This window comes from Xenorhabdus taiwanensis, assembly GCF_036512875.1.
Lineage (GTDB): Bacteria > Pseudomonadota > Gammaproteobacteria > Enterobacterales > Enterobacteriaceae > Xenorhabdus > Xenorhabdus taiwanensis.
The window spans coordinates 1136510-1155908 of sequence record NZ_AP028978.1 but is presented as its reverse complement, the minus strand read 5'-3'; the positions used below and the strand labels follow the sequence as shown (position 1 = coordinate 1155908).

The following is a 19399-nucleotide window of genomic DNA, read 5'->3' as shown; positions in this document are numbered from 1 at the left end:
GAAGGCGGCACCAAAATAACGACGATGGCTTGTTTTGGAAACAATAACAGCCCGCCTATGCGTATTTGTCCAAATAGCATTCCTGCCACAGTTAACGTAATTAGGCGGGCAATATGTTATTAACGTAAAACCAGAAAACTAATCACCCTTTTGGAACAGTGTATCAAGTTATTCTCTCTCCAAAATGGAATAGCACATAATCACCTGATTCAATACGGTGCCAAACTTCGTTTCCGGTTAAAGGTTGGGTGGCAATCACAGATACGACATCCCCTGGCTGGGTATGCTGCTGGAAATCAATTTCAACATCCTGATCAAGTAATTTAGCCCTACCGAAAGGGGCACGACGAGTAATCCAATGCAATTGAGTCGAACAGTAAGCCATAACGAACTGCCCGTCTGACAATAGCATATTGAAAACACCTTTCTTTCTCAGTTGATCCGCCAGGGAAGCAATAAATTTAAATACTGCAGGCCAATTAGAAGGTCGCTTGGGATATTTCAGCGATAATTGATGTAATATCCAGCAAAATGCCCATTCACTGTCTGTCTCACCAACCGGCCGGTAATTACCCGTTTTCAGCTTACTATATCCCTTAAACTGGCCATTATGGGCATAAGTCCAATATCTTCCCCACAGTTCACGGGTAAATGGATGGGTATTGACCAGGGAAACATTACCACTGTTGGCCTGACGAATATGGGCGACAATCACTTCTGATTTGATTGGATAGCCTTGTACAAATCGAGCCACAGGCGAATGACAACTGGATTGGTGATCTTTAAATGTTCGGTATCCCAATCCCTCATAGAAAGTAACTCCCCAGCCGTCTTTATGTGGACCGGTATGCCCACCACGCTGAATGAGACCACTCAAACTGAAAACGATATCTGTTGGCACGTTGGCGCTCATGCCAAGTAATTCACACATTGACTACCCCTAACGCCGATTCCTGACGAAAAGCAATCAGGCTTTTACCATTTCTTTTTCAATCAATTGAATCAAAATATGAATGACTTTGATGTGGATCTCCTGAATACGATCTGCATAACCAAAATGTGGTACTCGAACTTCAACATCTGCCGTTCCTGCCATTTTTCCGCCATCCTTGCCAGTCAGTGTAATGACTTTCATCCCCTTGGCACGGGCTGCTTCAACCGCTTTAATGATATTACCAGAGTTTCCTGACGTTGAAATGCCCAACAGTACATCACCTTTCTGACCGACAGCTTCAACATAACGGGAAAATACATAGTCATAACCAAAGTCATTGCTCACACAAGATATGTGGCTGGGATCAGAAATCGCAATGGCCGGATATCCTGGGCGATTTTCACGGTAGCGACCAGTCAATTCTTCCGCAAAATGCATGGCATCACAATGTGAGCCACCATTACCACAGGACAGCACCTTTCCTCCCGCCTTAAATGAATCAGCCAGTAAAACCGCCGCTTTCTGAATAGCGTCGATATTTGCATCATCATTGAGGAAGTTAGCCAACGTCTCTGCGGCTTCGGATAATTCACTGCGGATCAGTTCTTGATACATGGAACTCATACTCCTGAAAAGTCTTCGGGATTAATAATGTCAGTCAGCAAGTGTAACGGATTCCCCTATCTGAAAGAAGATATCATCACATCTTGAAAGAATTATCGTTTACAAAACTAACTCGACTTTGTGAGCTGGATTGTAATTAAGATGTAAATATATTGATAAATACACTTTCCTCATCTAAAAAAGAAGGACACCACAACAGGTCAGACCTCTGACAACTCAACCTGAGATTTACAGGAGTTTTACTATGACCGCTTTTAGTATTATCTTATTTTTAGTCTTGATTGGCGGACTTTGTTACCACAAAGTCAGCTTAACACTCAGCAGCTTGCTGCTTGTTGCCTATACGTTCGTTATGAGTATAACTGGCCTTTGGAGTTACTGGCTGCTGTTACCACTCGTCATCGTCCTATTCCCTCTTGTCTTTACACCTGTACGTATCTCCTTATTCTCTGCACCTGGCTTAAAAGCCTTCCGTAAGGTTATGCCAAGCATGTCCAAAACAGAGAAAGAAGCCATTGATGCAGGAACTACATGGTGGGAAGGCGATCTATTCCGTGGTAATCCTGACTGGCAAAAACTGCATAACTATCCAAAGCCGCAATTAACAGCTGAAGAACAAGCTTTTATTGATGGACCAGTAGAAGAAGCCTGTCGCATGGCAAATGATTTCCAAATTACCCATGAACTGGCTGACTTACCACCTGAGCTTTGGGCCTACCTGAAAGAACACCGTTTCTTTGCCATGATCATCAAGAAAGAATATGGTGGTCTGGAATTTTCCGCTTACGCTCAATCTCAGGTATTGCAAAAACTGGCAGGCGTATCGGGTATTCTGGCAATTACTGTTGGCGTACCTAACTCCTTGGGGCCAGGTGAATTGCTGCAACACTACGGCACAGATGAACAGAAAAAACGTTACTTGCCTGGACTTGCTCGTGGTGAAGAAATTCCTTGCTTTGCTTTGACCAGCCCGGAAGCCGGTTCAGATGCCGGCGCTATTCCTGATACCGGCGTTGTCTGTATGGGTGAATGGCAAGGCGAACAAGTTCTTGGTATGCGCCTGAATTGGAATAAACGTTATATTACCCTTGCCCCTATCGCTACCGTGCTGGGATTGGCATTTAAACTGTATGACCCTGACCATCTGCTGGGCGATACTGAATCACTGGGAATTACCTGTGCCTTAATCCCAACCAATACGCCAGGCGTTGAGATTGGTCACCGCCATTTCCCTCTGAATATCCCATTCCAGAATGGTCCAACCCGCGGTAAAGATATTTTCGTTCCTATCGATTACATCATTGGTGGACCGAGAATGGCAGGCCAGGGCTGGCGAATGCTGGTTGAATGTCTGTCGGTTGGCCGTGGTATTACTTTGCCATCCAACGCAACAGGGGGATTGAAAAGTGCAGCTATGGCAATTGGTGCTTATTCCTATATTCGCCGTCAATTCAAGCTGCCTATTGGTAAAATGGAAGGTATCGAAGAGCCACTGGCACGTATCGCAGGTAATGCTTATTTGATGGATGCGGCCGCAACCATGATCACTAGTGGTATCATGTTGGGTGAAAAACCGTCGGTTCTGTCTGCTATCGTGAAATACCATTGTACGCATAGAGGTCAACGTTCTTTTATTGACGCCATGGATATCGCTGGCGGCAAAGGCATCTGTCTTGGGCCATCTAACTTCCTTGCTCGCGGTTATCAGGGTGCACCCATTGCTATCACTGTTGAAGGTGCGAATATCCTGACCCGTAGCATGATCATCTTTGGTCAGGGTGCAATCCGTTGCCATCCCTATGTATTGGCTGAAATCGCCGCAGCAGAAAGCAACAATGTAAAACACTTTGACAAAGCTCTGTTTGGTCACTTGGGCCATATTGCCAGCAACACTCTGCGCAGCCTGTGGCTTGGTATTACTAAAGGCAGAACCAGTCGTTCACCAGTTAATGATGCTACTCGCCGTTACTACCAACAGATCAACCGATTAAGTGCTAACCTTGCCCTACTCTCTGATGTTTCAATGGGAGTATTGGGAGGCAGTTTGAAACGCCGTGAACGTATTTCAGCTCGTTTAGGGGACATTCTAAGCCAAATCTTCCTGGCTTCTGCGGCCTTGAAACGCTATGAAGATGAAGGACGCCAGAAAGAAGATTTTCCATTGATCCAATGGGCAGTAGAAGATAGCCTGAATCAAGCTGAACAGGCCGTAAATGATTTACTGCGCAACTTCCCTAACCGTCTGGTTGCTGGTTTAATGCGAATGATTATCTTCCCACTGGGGCGTGCACACACCGCACCATCCGATAAATTAGATCACAAACTGGCTCAGATATTACAGACTCCTTCCGCAACCCGTAGCCGGATTGGACGTGGGCAATATCTGACACCAAGTGAGCATAACCCCCACGGGTTACTGGAAGAAGCATTGCACGATATCATCGCCGCAGAGCCAATCCATGTTCGCTTGAGCCACGAAGCAGGCAAAAACCTAAGCTTCACACGTTTAGATGAATTAGCGAAGCAGGCACTGGCAGAGAATAAAATCAGCCAGGAAGAAGCAGAGATCCTGAAACGAGCTGAAAACAGTCGATTGCGTTCAATCAATGTCGATGAATTTGAGCCAAATGCATTCGCTGTACCCAATCCAGCAAAAAAGCCTGAAAATCAGCGTCAAAATAAAGCCGCCTGATGCTGACCTGAAAACCTGATTCATACTAAATATGGGACTAAGAAGCGGGGCATCGGCACCCCGTTTTTATTTAAATGGACTCCAGTGATAACAACTCTTCAATGGTCTGGCGACGACGGATCAAACGCGCCTCTCCCTCAATAAATAAAATTTCAGGGATCAAAGGACGGCTATTATAATTTGAAGACATAGAAGCACCGTAAGCACCGACATCGTGAAAAATCAGATAATCCCCAACGCTAACATGGGGCAACATGCGTGCTACAACCTCCCCACCTTCTAACTGTGTAAACACATCACCAGATTCACATAACGGCCCCGCGACGATGGTTTCTAGCAATGTGGTTTCTAACGATGCAGTTTCCACCGGCAACACAGAAATAGGGTGATAACTGCCATACATTGCCGGACGCATTAAGTCATTGAAACCTGCATCCACCAGCACATAATGTCGATTACCCATAGATTTAACCGCCCGTACTTCCGACATTAAGATCCCTGCCTCAGCGACCAGAAATCGACCAGGTTCAATTTCCAGCTCAATATGATGCCCCAGATGTTGCTCAATACGTTGACGAGCCTCATGCCACAAGCTGTAATAATGTTCGGTATCGACTGACTCTTCATCGTCCTTATAAGGAATAGATAAGCCACCGCCTGCGGAAATAGCTTGAATATCTTTCCCACATAGCATGACTTGCTCCACCATAGCATTACAGACATTGGAGAGATGCTGATAATCCACCCCTGAGCCAATGTGCATATGCAGCCCCACTAATTTCAAACCATATTGATGAATTTTTGCAATTGCCAGAGGGAGATCCTGAAACCAGATCCCATGTTTGCTATTTTCTCCACCAGTATTGGTCTTTTGACTATGCCCATGTCCAAATCCGGGATTGATACGTAACCACACCGGATGACCAGACTGACGTTCACCGATTTGTGCCAACATATCAATAGAACCGGCATTGACCGGAATATCCAGCTCAATGACACGCGACAATGTTGCTTCATCAATCACATCCGCCGTGAACACAATCTCTGATTTATCTCGGCCAGGTTTAAAACCTGCATAAAGCGCCCGCTCGATTTCCCCCAATGACACCGCATCAACTTTCACCCCCTGCTCCCTTATCAAGCGTAAAATATGAGTATTGGAACACGCTTTTTGTGCGAACCGAATGACGTCAAACTGTTTTAATTTTTTGATTTGTTTGATGATGCTATCGCCATCATAAAGCCACAATGGTGTTCCGTATTGAATTGGCAAACAGAGTAGATTATCAGGGGTAAAATGTTTCCCCATATCAGGAATTAAGGTCGATATAGTCATTGAAGCGTCTCACAAAATCAGCAGATTTTTCATTATTGACAATAACAAGGCAGGAATAAAAATATCCATTTAGCCATAGTCTATTCATTTGTGATATTGTTGTGTATGCTTTTTACTCAATGAGATAAATCTATGCGCTCCTGTTCATGGCGACACATTGAAATTTTCCATGCTGTAATGACTACCAAGAACCTGACTGATGCAGCGTTACTACTGAAAACATCCCAGCCCACAGTCAGCCGTGAACTTGCACGCCTTGAACAATTACTGAAATTTAAATTGTTTGATCGAATAAAAGGGCGTCTGTTTCCAACCGCACAAGGATTACGGTTATTTGAGGAAGTGCAGCGCTCTTATTATGGGCTGGAAAGAATAATCAATGCGGCTGACAGTATCCGACAATTTGAACAGGCACAATTATCCATCGCTTGCCTGCCAATGTTCTCTCAATCCCTGCTGCCCAAAGCCTGTTGCAGTTTTATCAAACATTATCCTGAAGCCAAACTGACCATTATTCCGCAAGAGTCTCCCCTATTGGAAGAATGGCTTTCAGCACAGCGCTATGATATTGGCTTAACCGAACATTTACAGGCACCGGCAGGTACTGAGCGAGAAACGTTGATAACCTTAAATGAAGTTTGTGTCTTACCCATTAATCATCCACTTAGTCAAAAATCACAACTGACACCAGCAGATTTTCACAATCAAAAATTTATCAGCCTCTCGATCACAGACAGTTACAGGCAACTCATTGATACAATCTTTACTGAGCATCAAATCAATCGCAAGATGGTAATGGAAACCCATAGCGCGGCCTCAATTTGTGCCATGATTAACGAAGGCATTGGCATATCCATTGTAAATCCGCTAACTGCATTGGATTATTTAGATAACAGCGCAAAAATTTGCATTCGACCATTCAGTATCGACATTCCATTCACAGTAAGTTTAATCAAACCCATACATCGCCCCTCCTCAGAACCTGTCAAGGCTTTTATTACCCATTTACAACAACAGACTGCTCTATTTGCCGAAAAATTGACATTAGCGTTTCAACATTAATTGCTGCCAATGAGGTGATGTAGCAAACCAATCCACCAGAAAATCCAACAGTGCACGTAAAGTCGCTGGCATATTCTGACGGCTGGTATAAATACCATAGATTCCCATTGCTTGAGGTTGGTAATCAGGTAGCAGCTCAACTAACTGCCCTGACATCAAATAAGAAGAAACTGAATAGTAAGGCTGCATTGCGATTCCAGCTCCCTGCAAAGCAGCTTCCATTAATACAGTCGATTCATTGGCACTTAACGTACCACTGACAGGAACTGAATAGTGCTCATGCTGTTTTTCAAATACCCACAAACTTTTGCCGAAAAAATTATAAGTCAGGCAATTATGTGATGTTAAATCCATAGGATTGTTGGGAATAGATTTTCCCGTTAAATAAGACGGCGCAGCACAAACGATAGAATGGCAAGTCGATAATGGGCGAGCTATCAGATTTGGTTCCAGATTATTGGTAATACGGATCGCCAAATCGATGCGTTCTTCTATCAAATTGACAACCTTATTATCCATTTGCAAATTGACGGCAATGTGTGGATACATCCGCATAAATTCAGGAATAGCAACGGCCAGCGCACTAATGCCTAACGACTGGGAACAACTCACTCGCAACAATCCTCTTAAGGTTTGTGCTTCCAAAGATTGCTGCGCAGGCATTCCTTCTGCTAATTCCATTAAATTAAGGCTACGTTGATAAGCACTCTCACCCGCCGAAGTCAGGCTAATCTTACGTGTCGTACGATGCAATAAGCGAACACCTGCCCACTTTTCCATTTCTGCCAAATATCGCGATACCATTGCCCTCGACATATCCAATCGCTCTGCTGCTGCAATTAGGCTGCCCTGTTCAACAATCGTAATAAACACTTGTGCTGCGGTGATCCTGTCCATTTCGGTCAACCTATTTTTTGCCCTAATTAGCTCGATTTATGCAACAAATAGTTGCTGATTATGGGGTTTTTAAATCGGAATATGCAACTTATCATACATGCCATTCAAGCACACACGCATTTTGATACAGGAATTCGACTATGGCTCGCAAAACAACATTAAACATCACTCTGGCTGCGACACTCTCCTTGGGGATGGCCTCACTGGCTCAAGCAACCGATCTAAAATTGGATATCTACAATCCAGGTGAAAAAGGTGTCTTCCCTGTTTCTTCTGAAATTATCAGTGGTGCTCATGAAGTTGTTCTGATCGATGCCCAATTTAAGAAAAATGATGCGCAAGAGCTGGTAAAAATGATCCAGCAAACAGGCAAAAAACTGACAACGATCTATATCAGCCAATCCGATCCTGATTTTTACTTTGGTCTTGACGTGATCACCGAAGCTTTCCCTGACGCCAAAGTTATCGCATCACCAGAAACCATCAAAGCAATCAATGAAACCAAAGATGGCAAGCTGGCCTATTGGGGTGGAATTCTTGCGGATCAGGCTCCCAAAAAGATCGTCGTACCAGAACCATTAACAGGAAATTCTTTTACTGTTGATGGTGAAAAACTGATTGTTGAAGGTTTAGATGGCCCCGCCGCAGATCGTACTTTTGTCTGGGTTCCTAAATTAAAAGCGGTTGTTGGTGGTGTAACTGTTTCTGACCATATCCATGTATGGATTGCAGATACCCAGACCAAAGCATCACGCCAGCATTGGCAACAAACATTGGATCACATCAAGAACCTGCAACCTAAAACTGTTGTACCAGGCCACTATCTGGGGAACTCATCAATGACGTTGGATTCAGTAACTTTCACCCAGAATTATCTGACAACATTGGAAAAAGAGTTACCGAAAGCAAAAGATTCCAATGCGCTGATTGCAGCCATGAAAAAACACTACCCGGATTTAGCTGATGAATCCAGCCTTGAACTCAGTGCCAAAGTATTAAAAGGTGAAATGAAGTGGCCTCAATAAGTTAAAAATCATCACGGGCGTTGCGGATAGTAGCGCCCGTATAGTAATATTTGAAACATTATCTTAATGAAACTCGCCCTATTTAATTTTAATGAATCCAAAGCGCCAAATAAAAAACACTCTCACTCCATAACCCAATAAATCAGCTTGCATAAAAATCTCAATTTTTTAATCCGCCACTTTTTATCTATTTCCCCACTTTGCAGATTAATACTATACTCCACCAATACCATACCCCAACAATATTATCGCGGATAAACATAAATAAGGGCCAAATGCGATAAATTCAGGAAACGATTTTCTTTTCACCCCAATTATTACAAACCCAAACAATCCAGACAATGAAGCCATCAGCATCAATATTGGTATCATTTCCACACCCAACCAAGCACCGATTGCCGCAGTTAATTTAAGATCACCATAACCGATTCCTTCCTTATTTAAGGTATATCGACATAACCAATACAAAAACCACAAAACAAGATACCCTGATATGGCGCCGTATATTGCACTCTTTATCGAAACCAAATTACCATCAATATTCACCAAAATCCCAAACCATAATAAAGGAAGAGTGATAATATCTGGCAAGCAATACGTTTTAATATCGATAACGGCCAACAACAATAAGGTACTACAGAAAAACATAACTATTATATAGTCTAAGTTAATTAAAATAGAATCCCTTCCTTTTTCTCACTTGTGAAAAATTAAAATCCATTTATAAACAACATCCCTGTTATGGTCTTCTTTCCTTATTTCCTGACATCAATCAGGACAAGATGAATATTAATTTTTCATTCCGGTTTTTGGCAATAAGAATTCAGCTAAAAAAGCAATTATAAAATAAATATGCGAACCAGCTCGCAAGGAGATATCTTGTATTCTTTAAGCCAAGAGATAACTTGATCACGCAAACAGCGCTCATTTATCATGACGATGAATCAATTTTGTCATATGGCTGTTTGCGCCATACCGGAAGCATCCGGAAAAAAGAAGGAAAGAACAATATGCGAATACCCCGCATCTATCACCCTGAACTACTCTCAACAGGAGCAGAAATTTATTTGAGTGACGATGCTGCCAATCACGTTGGTCGCGTGCTTAGAATGAGTAACGGGCAAGCATTGCAACTCTTTGATGGCAGTAATCAGGTTTTTGATGCAATAATCACGGAAGCCAGTAAAAAAACGGTTAAAGTCTCTATCCTTGATGGCAAATTGTCTGATCATGAATCACCATTAAATCTACATCTGGGACAGGTCATGTCCCGTGGTGAAAAAATGGAATTTACAATCCAAAAATCGGTTGAATTGGGTGTCAACACGATTACCCCACTCCTGTCTGAACGTTGTGGCGTAAAACTGGATACAGAAAGGTTGGACAAGAAATTACAACAATGGAAAAAAATTGCCATTTCTGCCTGTGAACAATGCGGGCGTAACCGAATCCCTGAAATCCGCCCCGTTATGCCACTTGAAAGCTGGTGCGCAGAAAACGATGGCAGCCTAAAATTGAATCTGCATCCCCGTGCCAGCCATAGCATCAATACCCTTCCGCTTCCCGTGGAAAAAGTACGCCTGCTGATTGGTCCTGAAGGGGGATTGTCTGCCGAAGAAATAGAAATGACAGCAAAATATCAATTTACTGATATCCTGTTAGGACCTCGCATCTTGAGGACAGAAACGACGGCACTCACCGCAATTACCGCATTGCAAGTACGTTTTGGTGATCTGGGTTAAGGAGAAAAAATGATCAAGCTCGGTATTGTGATGGACCCTATTTCATCCATCAACATCAAGAAAGACACTAGTTTTGCCATGCTGCTGGAAGCACAAAAACGCGGATGGGAAATCCATTATATGGAAATGCATGATCTCTACCTGCATCAAGGAGAGGCTCGCGCTCACACACGTTTGCTCACGGTAGAAGAAAATCCCCAACAGTGGTATCAGCTTGGCAGTGAGCAGGAAATCGCTCTCGATACTTTGCACGTTATTTTGATGCGCAAAGATCCACCTTTTGATACTGAATACATCTATGCAACCTATATTCTGGAAAGAGCAGAAGCCAAAGGCAGCCTGATCGTTAATAAGCCCCAAAGCCTGCGCGACTGTAACGAAAAGCTGTTTACTGCCTGGTTCCCGGAATTGACACCCGATACGCTAGTCACCCGCAGTGCCAAAAAATTACGCGAGTTCCACCAAAAACATGGTGATGTTATTTTTAAGCCTTTAGATGGTATGGGGGGCGCTTCCATCTTCCGTCTGAAACAAGATGATGCCAATGTCGGCGTTATTATTGAAACGCTGACTGAACATGGCAACCGTTATTGTATGGCACAAAATTTTCTGCCTGCCATTAAAGATGGAGATAAACGCGTACTGGTTGTTGATGGTGAACCTGTGCCTTATTGCCTTGCCCGTATCCCTGCTCAAGGAGAAACCCGTGGTAATCTGGCGGCAGGTGGCCGTGGAGAAGCACGCCCATTGTCAGAAAGCGATTGGGAAATTGCCCGTGCAGTGGCTCCGGTATTAAAAGAGAAAGGATTAATTTTTGTTGGGCTGGATATCATTGGTGACCGTTTAACTGAAATCAACGTGACCAGCCCAACCTGTGTACGTGAAATAGAAGCGGCATTCCCAGACATCTCCATTACCAGCATGCTGATGGATGCTGTCGAAAAACGATTGGAAAAACAGATAGCATAACAGGCCAAACAACGTTCGTTTCCTGACAATATTTGCCATTTATAATAAGAGCCCACATACTGTGGGCCAGTCATTCTTACATTGCCAAAATAATTATCAGAAAACACATGAATCTACAGCATCATTTCCTTATTGCCATGCCTTCGCTCTCTGATCCTTATTTCAATCGTTCCGTGGTTTATATCTGCGAACATGATCAAAACGGGGCAATGGGTTTAATCATCAATAAGCCAATAGCCCGAGTTTCTATCCAAAGTATCTTACAAAAATTAGAGATCACCCCTAAGGATAGAGATAGTGCGATTAATCTCAATCGGCCAGTGATGGCAGGTGGTCCTCTGTCTGAAGAGCACGGTTTTATTTTGCATACACCGCAATCAGGTTTCAGTTCCAGTATTCAGATTTCTGAACACACCATGATAACGACATCTAAGGATATGCTGGAAGCTCTGGGCACATCACGCCAACCAAAAAAGGTTTTGATGACCCTTGGATACTCAAGTTGGGAAACTGGTCAGTTGGAAAGGGAAATTATGGAAAACAGTTGGCTTACTGTCAGCGCTGAATCTTCCATCATTTTTGATACTCCTATTGCTACCCGCTGGCATGAGGCGGCTTCTTTACTGGGGATTAATATTTCCAATCTCTCATCACAAGCAGGACACGCCTGATGAAAAACCGTACAATCATCGCTTTTGATTTTGGAACTCGCAGTATTGGAGCTGCCATCGGGCAAGAAATCACAGGTACAGCCAGAGCATTAACCTCCTTCAAAGCCAACGAAGGTTCCCCTAATTGGGAACTTATTGGGAAACTATTTAAAGAGTGGCAACCCGATCTGGTTATTGTTGGTCTGCCACTCAATATGGATGGCACAGAACAACTTGTCACCGCACAAGCCCGTAAGTTCGCCAATCGCATACACGGGCGCTTCGGGGTACAAGTTGAATTGCATGATGAACGATTAACTACCGTGGAAGCCCGCTCTCACCTGTTTGATCACGGTGGCTACAAGGCACTGAATAAAAGTAAGGTTGATTCTGCTTCCGCTGTTATTATTCTGGAAAGCTGGTTTGAGCAGCAGTATCAATAATAACGATATTTATACCGTAATGGCCATACTCACTATAAGGCATGGCTGTTACCGCAAGCGGTTTATCCCAGCAGCCCTAACGAATTACGTTGTTGTCGGCTTTGCTCGTAAGTTTGCATACCGCAAGCAGCACCGGTCTGCATTAATGATGTTATTTGATGATTCTTGCCTTCCCTTATCAAATGACTAACAGCCTGATTGATGACCAAAACTTCATAAATAGCTACTCTTCCACCATCTTTAGCAGGAAGCAATTGCTGAGAAATAACTGCCTTTAAACTTCCGGCCAACTGGCTACAAATCCAACCTTTTTCTTCTGCGGAAAAAACATCAACCAGACGGTCTATCGCCTGAATGGCACCACGGGTATGCAGTGTTGACAAAACCAAGTGCCCTGTTTCAGCCGCTGTCAAAGCCAACCTGATCGTCTCCTTATCCCGTAATTCTCCTAGCAGGATCACATCTGGATCCTGGCGTAATGCCCCTTTTAATGCCGTTTGATAATCCTCAACATCCTTACCAATCTGCCTTTGCTGTATCAAACAGTTTCGGCTTTGGTGAACAAATTCGATTGGATCTTCCAGCGTGATGATGTGCTTACAAACATGACTATTCAAAGCATTAATCATAGCTGACAACGTAGTGGACTTACCGCTTCCCGTCGCACCTGTCACTAATATCAATCCACTCACCTCCTGCAAGGTAAGATGCTGGATGATGTCAGGCGCATAGAGTTGTTCCAATGTCGGGCATTTATTCTCAATCAATCGTAATACCAATGATAAATGAGATTGTTGATAAAACAGATTTCCCCTGAGTCGCTGTTTATCCGGCATCGTCACCACAAAATCGACATGACCGTGCTTATGTAACTGCTGTTTCTGCACATCCGATAATATTTTCTCACTCCATGTGATAAGGATATTAGGTTGAATTTCCTCACATTGTCTTTGTGGGTATAACACACCATTGATACGCAAAACCGGAACTTGCCCGACACAAAGATGCAGATCGGAAGCATTATGCTTTACACTAAGGGACACCCATTTTTCCATATTCATTTTTTTATCTCCTGAGTCAATTATGAACAATATCGAACAAAATCTTCACGATGTCAGGAACCGCATGACACTTGCAGCGCAAAAATGCGGACGTTCTCCAGAAGAAATTACTTTGCTTGCAGTCAGTAAAACCAAACCTGTGGATGCCATCGCAGAAGCCATAGCCAATGGTCAGCGGGAATTTGGTGAGAATTACGTGCAGGAAGGGGTTGAAAAGATCCAATACTTTACTAACCGTGACGATTTAGTGTGGCACTTTATTGGCCCATTACAATCGAACAAGAGTCGTTTGGTTGCAGAAAATTTTGATTGGTGTCATACCGTTGACAGAGTAAAAATCGCCCAACGTCTAAGCGAACAACGTCCTGAGAACATGCCGCCTCTTAATATCCTGATCCAGATTAATATCAGTGGAGAAGAAAGCAAATCAGGCATTTTATTGGGAGAGTTACCTGAATTGGCGGCAACTATTGATGGATTACCTAATCTGGTATTGCGCGGCTTGATGGCAATACCTGCACCAGAAAGCAACTTTGAACGCCAAATAGCCATTTTTCGCCAAATGGAACAAGCATTGACTGAGCTAAAAGCGCAATATCCCCAGGCTGATACACTATCAATGGGTATGACGGATGATATGGAAGCCGCTATTACTTGTGGTTCTACACTGGTTAGGATTGGAACGGCAATATTCGGTACCCGTCAGTACAAGTCTTAATATAGAAAATGAAAGTCACCTGATTCAATTCCTGAAATTAACTGATTAATAGACGAGATTATCTAATGGAAAATCGTAAAATCACCTTTATCGGCGCAGGAAATATGGCTCATGCCATCATTGCCGGCTTAGTCAAAAAAGATTATCCTGCCGAACTCATCACTGTCTGTTCTCCAACTACTATCCGCCGTGATGTGCTGGCAAAAGAATATGGCATTAATAGTCAAGGCGATAATATTCGTTACGCACAAGAAGCTGATGTCATCGTTCTGGCGGTTAAACCGCAAATGATGGCGGAAGTTTGTGGATCACTGCATTCGCATGTCGATTTCAGTGAAAAACTGGTTATTTCTATTGCTGCTGGCATTCCAGTTTCCCGTTTTTATACGTTTTTGCAGGATAATCTCAATATTATCCGCATCATGCCAAATACTCCTTCCCTTGTAGGGCAAGGGATGAGTGGCTTGTTTGCGCCTGAGCATATCGGGCAAGCTGATCGCGAGTTTGCGGCATCGTTAATGAGCAGTGTCGGGAAAGTCTGCTGGGTAAATGATGAAAATGGTATCAACGATATTATCGCCGTCGCAGGCAGTGCCCCTGCTTATTTCTTCCTGTTCATGGAATCAATGCAGCAAGAAGCGGAACGTCTGGGATTTGACAGTGAAACAGCCAGAGAACTTGTCCTGCAAGCAGCCACGGGTTCAGCTAAACTTGCTGAAACGCAAAAAGATCTTCCTTTTGCTATCCTGCGTGAGCAGGTAACATCTAAAGGCGGTACAACGGCAGAAGCATTGCGCATTTTTTATGAAGGCAAGCTGCCTGAAATTGTGTCCAATGCCATGCAAGGAGCCATCCGCCGAGCACAGGAAATGGAAAAATTATTTTAATTCAATTGGTTTAATTCAATCAGGGCTGCTACATGCAATTCTTAAACTTCGTCTTTTTCACCGTTCTGGATTTATATATTGCCGTTTTACTACTGCGTGTCTGGATGCAGTGGGCACGTTGTGATTTTTATAATCCATTCTCACAATTTATCGTTAAAATTACCCAACCTGTGGTGCGCCCATTACGCAGAGTCATTCCTGCCATTGGTCCCATTGATACTGCATCCGTGCTTCTCTCCTACCTGCTGATTATTATTAAAATCTTGTTGCCAATATGGTTAGCCACAGGGCAATTTCTAGTTCCTTCTGGTGCCATACTCTTGTTTAGCGTGATTGAGTTACTGACTGCTGCCGGCAAGCTCGTATTCTGGTTAGTGATCGCCCGCGCGTTATTAAGCTGGATCAGTCAAGGACGCAACCCTGTGGATTACGTCCTGATTCAATTAACTGAACCACTAATGACACCTATCCGCCGCATTATCCCTTCTATGGGCGGCCTTGATTTCTCTGCCATGATTGTCATTCTTATTCTCTACGCACTGAATGCCCTGCGCGACGATGTAATGAGGTGGCTGGCTTCAATGTTTTCAGGTTAATTAGATAAACAGATCAATTAGATAAGTAGATTAATTGGATATACAGGTTAATAAAATAATGGCAATACAAAAAGTTGTTCTCGCCACGGGAAATGCGGGTAAAGTACGTGAATTGGCTGATTTATTGGCTGATTTTGGCTTAGATATCGTGGCTCAAACCGAATTAGGTGTGGATTCAGCCGATGAAACAGGTCTTACTTTTATTGAAAACGCAATCATCAAAGCTCGCCATGCCGCAGCAGCGACTGGTTTACCTGCGATTGCCGACGATTCTGGGTTATCGGTTGACGCATTAGGTGGCGCACCAGGCATTTATTCTGCTCGCTATGCCGGTAGTGATGCCTCCGATCAAGAGAACCTGGAAAAATTATTGCAAGTCATGCGCGATGTTCCTGATGAGCAACGTCAGGCTCAATTCAATTGTGTACTGGTCTTCCTACGCCATGCAGAAGATCCTACCCCTCTGGTATTTCACGGTCGCTGGTCAGGCATGATTACCCGTGAACCGGCTGGAAAAGGCGGTTTTGGTTATGATCCCGTTTTTTATGCCCCTGAATTTAACTGTACAGCAGCCGAGCTCACACGTGAGCAAAAAAATACCATTTCACACCGTGGGAAAGCATTAGCAATGTTATTGGAAGCCATGCGTAATGCTTAAATTGCCACCTCTGAGTCTTTATATTCATATTCCGTGGTGCGTGCAGAAATGCCCTTATTGTGACTTTAATTCACATGCCTTAAAAGGGGATGTACCGCATCAGGAATATGTTGATCATCTATTGGCAGATTTGCATGTGGATCTGCCAATGATTGGTGATCGTGAGGTATCAACGATTTTTATCGGTGGAGGAACGCCCAGCCTGTTAAGCGCTGAAGGAATGCAACGATTGCTTGATAGCGTCAGGGCTTCACTGCCCCTCTCTCCGCAAGCAGAGATTACGATGGAAGCCAATCCGGGAACTGTTGAGGCTGCTCGTTTTAGTGCTTATCAGCAAGCTGGGATCAATCGCATTTCTATCGGCATACAAAGTTTTGGTTCAGATAAACTTATCCGTTTAGGGCGTATCCACGGCCCAGAAGAGGCCAAACGGGCGGCTAACTTAGCTAACGGGCTTGGATTGCGCAGTTTCAATCTGGATTTGATGCATGGCCTGCCTAACCAGACACTCCATGAAGCATTGAATGATTTACGTCAGGCTATTGAGTTATCGCCCCCCCACCTGTCCTGGTACCAACTAACAATTGAACCCAATACCAGTTTTGGCTCTCGCCCTCCGATCTTACCGGATGATGATGCGTTATGGGATATTTTTTCCCAAGGCCATCAATTACTGACAGAAGCGGGTTATCAACAATATGAAACTTCGGCCTATGCCAAACCCGGTTATCAATGCCAGCATAATCTCAATTACTGGCGTTTCGGCGATTATTTGGGGATTGGTTGCGGCGCACATGGCAAAATTTCGTTTGCAGATGGCCGTATTCTCCGTACCGTAAAAACCAAACATCCACGCGGTTATATGCAAGGAAATTATCTGGATCAGAAAAATCAGGTGGATAATGGAGATCGTCCATTTGAATTTTTCATGAACCGTTTCCGCTTGCTGGAATCGATGCCACGCCAGGATTTCAGTGATTTCACCGGATTACCGGAAAGTGTCATTCGTCCACAAATTGACGAGGCACTGACAAAAGGTTATATCACTGAAAGCGATACACACTGGCAAATCACCAAGCATGGAAAACTATTCCTGAATTCCTTACTTGAGCTGTTCCTTTAGAAAAAAACTAAAACTGCACCTTAAAATTCAGGGGTGCAGTTTTTTCATATTATTTAATTCTGCCTGAAGCACGGGCGTAAGAAAATAGCCCTCCGGCAGAGACAATATTGGCAAGTTCACCAATAGGATCGGTTTGATATTTTTCACCATCTTTCAACAGAATGACGGTCTGGTTTTCAATATCAATCTCAATACTGTCTCCCGTGACTAATTTGTCACACAAGCGCTCTTGGGCTGCAATGGGCAATAACTGTCCGGTTGATACACAATTTCGAAAGAATATACGGGCATAAGATTGAGCAAGCACCGCTTTCACCCCTGAAGCACCTAAAGCTGCCACAGCATGTTCACGCGAAGATCCACAGCCAAAATTCTGCCCTGCTACAATGATCGGATATTTCGCTTTTCCCTTGCTTTCATCAATAAAAGGCAGTGAACCTTCCGGTAATCCACACATCGCCAACGAAGCCAGTTGAGCGTATCCTTCAGGAGTGGAAGGATTGACCTTGAGATATTCGGCTGAAAGAATCTGGTCAGTATCAATATTATCGGTCAATACATAAACCTCACCCCGAATGATATTTTCCTTTAACTCGCTCATAAAAACTCCTCAGGATTTGTTATTTGACCAGTAATAGCAGCCGCGGCAACAGAATAAGGAGAAGCGAGATAAATATTGGCTCGTTTATGCCCCATTCTGCCGACAAAATTGCGATTGGTGGTGGATATAACTGATATTGGATCATTGACGCGACCAAAAGTATCTGGCGGACCACCACAACAAGCTGCACACCCTGATTCAGAAGAAAGTTTCACTCCGGCATCACTTAAAATTTGGTAGACAGAAACGCCATCGATTTGGGTCGTAATCGTTCTATGGAAAACTTCTTTTGTTGCAGGTACTGCATAAGTTGGAATTGTCACTTTATGCCCTTTGATAACGCGGGCTGCCGCAACAAAATCCTCCAGCTTGCCCCCCGTACAAGAACCAATATATGCCTGAGAAATGGCGACATTAGCTACCTGCTCAATGGAAACGACATTATCCGGAGAATGGGGTTTGGCAATTTTTGGTTGCATTGTGGAAACATCAATATTTAATACACGGCTATATTGTGCATCCTCGTCAGGGTAGACAATGTCAAACGGGAGATTATTTCTTTCTGCTAAATAATCCAGAGTCGCCTGATTGGGAACCATAATGCCATTTTTAGCCCCACACTCAACGACCATATTACAAATCGTCATGCGCTCTTCTACCGATAATTCATCAATAACGTTACCCCCAAACTCTATAGCCTGATAGGTTGCACCATCGACAGTTAACTCTGATAATACGGATAAAATCATGTCTTTAGCCAAAACATGGGCTGGCTTGGTTCCGGTAAAATTGACCCGAATGGTTGTTGGCACCTTAAGAGGAATTTCTCCCGTACCTAATGCATAAGCTGCGTCAGTAATCCCTAACCCAATGGCAAATGCACCAAAAGCACCCGCAGTCACAGTATGAGAATCTGTGCCCAGTAACACTTCACCCGGGCGAATATGTCCTCCCTCAGCAAGCCCTATATGGCACACACCTTTATAATTGGGCGTCCCAACATCATAAAAATATTTTATGTTCTGTTCAGCGGCAAATTCACGCATTACCCGAATATTCTGGTTAGCTTGTGAGTCAGCCGAATAGACAAAATGATCTGGAATTAAAATAAAGCGTTCAGGATCCCATATCTTTGCATCTTGCCCAAACTCCTTTTTAAATACGCTGGCTACACCTGGCGTGCAGGGATCGTGAGACATCAGAATATCCACTTTCGCCCAAACCACTTCACCCGGAGTGACTTGCGCACGCCCACTTGCCCGTGCAAGAATTTTTTGTGTAATAGTTTGGCTCATCTCACATTGCCCTCCGAAAGATAAAAACAGACTCAATAGAGTGTCATCCTAACAAGATTACGACTCCTTAACGTAGGGAAATACCA

Annotated in this window: 20 protein-coding genes; 12 read left to right on the top strand and 8 right to left on the bottom strand. The window is 43.7% G+C overall.

Translation table 11 applies throughout. The features are described from left to right. Positions 1-163: 163 nt before the first annotated feature. Complete coding sequence (locus ACE1SE_RS05230) at positions 164-931, bottom strand: class II glutamine amidotransferase (RefSeq protein ID WP_374052943.1); 768 nt, start codon at positions 929-931, stop codon at positions 164-166. 36 nt (positions 932-967) lie between these two features. Continuing rightward, positions 968-1549, bottom strand: a complete 582-nt coding sequence (gene lpcA / locus ACE1SE_RS05225; protein ID WP_374052942.1) for a D-sedoheptulose 7-phosphate isomerase — start codon at positions 1547-1549, stop codon at positions 968-970. A 253-nt stretch (positions 1550-1802) separates the two neighbouring features. Between lpcA and fadE the strand changes: the two genes are divergently transcribed. After that, complete coding sequence (gene fadE / locus ACE1SE_RS05220) at positions 1803-4250, top strand: acyl-CoA dehydrogenase FadE (RefSeq protein WP_374052941.1); 2448 nt, start codon at positions 1803-1805, stop codon at positions 4248-4250. 70 nt (positions 4251-4320) lie between these two features. On the opposite strand, the gene lysA is transcribed toward fadE, so the two are convergent. After that, on the bottom strand, positions 4321-5586 hold the full coding sequence (gene lysA / locus ACE1SE_RS05215) for a diaminopimelate decarboxylase (RefSeq protein ID WP_374052940.1): 1266 nt from the start codon (positions 5584-5586) through the stop codon (positions 4321-4323). A gap of 132 nt (positions 5587-5718) precedes the next feature. Here lysA and ACE1SE_RS05210 point away from each other — a divergent pair, with 132 nt between their 5' ends. Continuing rightward, positions 5719-6648 (top strand): LysR family transcriptional regulator, encoded by a 930-nt coding sequence (locus ACE1SE_RS05210; protein ID WP_374052939.1) that lies wholly within the window; start codon positions 5719-5721, stop codon positions 6646-6648. On the opposite strand, the gene ACE1SE_RS05205 is transcribed toward ACE1SE_RS05210, so the two are convergent. Further along, on the bottom strand, positions 6631-7545 hold the full coding sequence (locus ACE1SE_RS05205) for a LysR family transcriptional regulator (RefSeq protein WP_374052938.1): 915 nt from the start codon (positions 7543-7545) through the stop codon (positions 6631-6633). The two genes, ACE1SE_RS05210 and ACE1SE_RS05205, sit on opposite strands and share 18 nt — an antisense overlap. Positions 7546-7685: 140 nt before the next feature. On the opposite strand from ACE1SE_RS05205, the gene ACE1SE_RS05200 reads away from it, so the two are divergent. Further along, positions 7686-8570: an MBL fold metallo-hydrolase gene (locus ACE1SE_RS05200; RefSeq protein WP_374052937.1), complete on the top strand. Its 885-nt coding sequence runs from the start codon at positions 7686-7688 to the stop codon at positions 8568-8570. Between the two features lie 213 nt (positions 8571-8783). On the opposite strand, the gene ACE1SE_RS05195 is transcribed toward ACE1SE_RS05200, so the two are convergent. Next, positions 8784-9218: a prepilin peptidase gene (locus ACE1SE_RS05195; RefSeq protein WP_374052936.1), complete on the bottom strand. Its 435-nt coding sequence runs from the start codon at positions 9216-9218 to the stop codon at positions 8784-8786. A 362-nt stretch (positions 9219-9580) separates the two neighbouring features. On the opposite strand from ACE1SE_RS05195, the gene rsmE reads away from it, so the two are divergent. The 4 genes from rsmE (at position 9581) to ruvX (ending at position 12374) form a co-directional block, all read left to right on the top strand. Further along, on the top strand, positions 9581-10312 hold the full coding sequence (gene rsmE, locus ACE1SE_RS05190; RefSeq protein ID WP_374052935.1) for a 16S rRNA (uracil(1498)-N(3))-methyltransferase: 732 nt from the start codon (positions 9581-9583) through the stop codon (positions 10310-10312). A 9-nt stretch (positions 10313-10321) separates the two neighbouring features. After that, positions 10322-11281: a glutathione synthase gene (gene gshB, locus ACE1SE_RS05185; protein WP_374052934.1), complete on the top strand. Its 960-nt coding sequence runs from the start codon at positions 10322-10324 to the stop codon at positions 11279-11281. 107 nt (positions 11282-11388) lie between these two features. Beyond that, a complete protein-coding gene (locus ACE1SE_RS05180) occupies positions 11389-11952 on the top strand; it encodes a YqgE/AlgH family protein (protein ID WP_374052933.1) in 564 nt (187 codons plus the stop codon). After that, positions 11952-12374: a Holliday junction resolvase RuvX gene (gene ruvX, locus ACE1SE_RS05175; RefSeq protein WP_374052932.1), complete on the top strand. Its 423-nt coding sequence runs from the start codon at positions 11952-11954 to the stop codon at positions 12372-12374. The genes ACE1SE_RS05180 and ruvX overlap by 1 nt, the downstream gene beginning before the upstream one ends. Positions 12375-12436: 62 nt before the next feature. On the opposite strand, the gene ACE1SE_RS05170 is transcribed toward ruvX, so the two are convergent. Beyond that, positions 12437-13435: a type IV pilus twitching motility protein PilT gene (locus tag ACE1SE_RS05170; protein WP_374052931.1), complete on the bottom strand. Its 999-nt coding sequence runs from the start codon at positions 13433-13435 to the stop codon at positions 12437-12439. Between the two features lie 22 nt (positions 13436-13457). On the opposite strand from ACE1SE_RS05170, the gene ACE1SE_RS05165 reads away from it, so the two are divergent. The 5 genes from ACE1SE_RS05165 (at position 13458) to hemW (ending at position 17417) form a co-directional block, all read left to right on the top strand. Continuing rightward, on the top strand, positions 13458-14153 hold the full coding sequence (locus tag ACE1SE_RS05165) for a YggS family pyridoxal phosphate-dependent enzyme (protein WP_374052930.1): 696 nt from the start codon (positions 13458-13460) through the stop codon (positions 14151-14153). Between the two features lie 65 nt (positions 14154-14218). Next, positions 14219-15040: a pyrroline-5-carboxylate reductase gene (gene proC, locus ACE1SE_RS05160; RefSeq protein WP_374052929.1), complete on the top strand. Its 822-nt coding sequence runs from the start codon at positions 14219-14221 to the stop codon at positions 15038-15040. A 32-nt stretch (positions 15041-15072) separates the two neighbouring features. Beyond that, the gene (locus tag ACE1SE_RS05155; protein WP_374052928.1) at positions 15073-15636 is read left to right on the top strand and encodes a YggT family protein; all 564 of its coding nucleotides are present in this window, start codon (positions 15073-15075) and stop codon (positions 15634-15636) included. Positions 15637-15700: 64 nt separating this feature from the next. Beyond that, positions 15701-16294 (top strand): XTP/dITP diphosphatase, encoded by a 594-nt coding sequence (locus ACE1SE_RS05150; RefSeq protein WP_374053596.1) that lies wholly within the window; start codon positions 15701-15703, stop codon positions 16292-16294. Next, a complete protein-coding gene (hemW, locus tag ACE1SE_RS05145) occupies positions 16287-17417 on the top strand; it encodes a radical SAM family heme chaperone HemW (RefSeq protein ID WP_374052927.1) in 1131 nt (376 codons plus the stop codon). The genes ACE1SE_RS05150 and hemW overlap by 8 nt, the downstream gene beginning before the upstream one ends. A gap of 49 nt (positions 17418-17466) precedes the next feature. Here hemW and ACE1SE_RS05140 read toward each other — a convergent pair whose 3' ends face one another. Both ACE1SE_RS05140 and ACE1SE_RS05135 read right to left on the bottom strand, forming a co-directional pair. Further along, positions 17467-18018 (bottom strand): LeuD/DmdB family oxidoreductase small subunit, encoded by a 552-nt coding sequence (locus tag ACE1SE_RS05140; RefSeq protein WP_374052926.1) that lies wholly within the window; start codon positions 18016-18018, stop codon positions 17467-17469. After that, complete coding sequence (locus ACE1SE_RS05135; RefSeq protein ID WP_374052925.1) at positions 18015-19313, bottom strand: 3-isopropylmalate dehydratase large subunit; 1299 nt, start codon at positions 19311-19313, stop codon at positions 18015-18017. Before ACE1SE_RS05135 ends, ACE1SE_RS05140 begins: the two co-directional genes overlap by 4 nt. Positions 19314-19399: the final 86 nt, after the last annotated feature.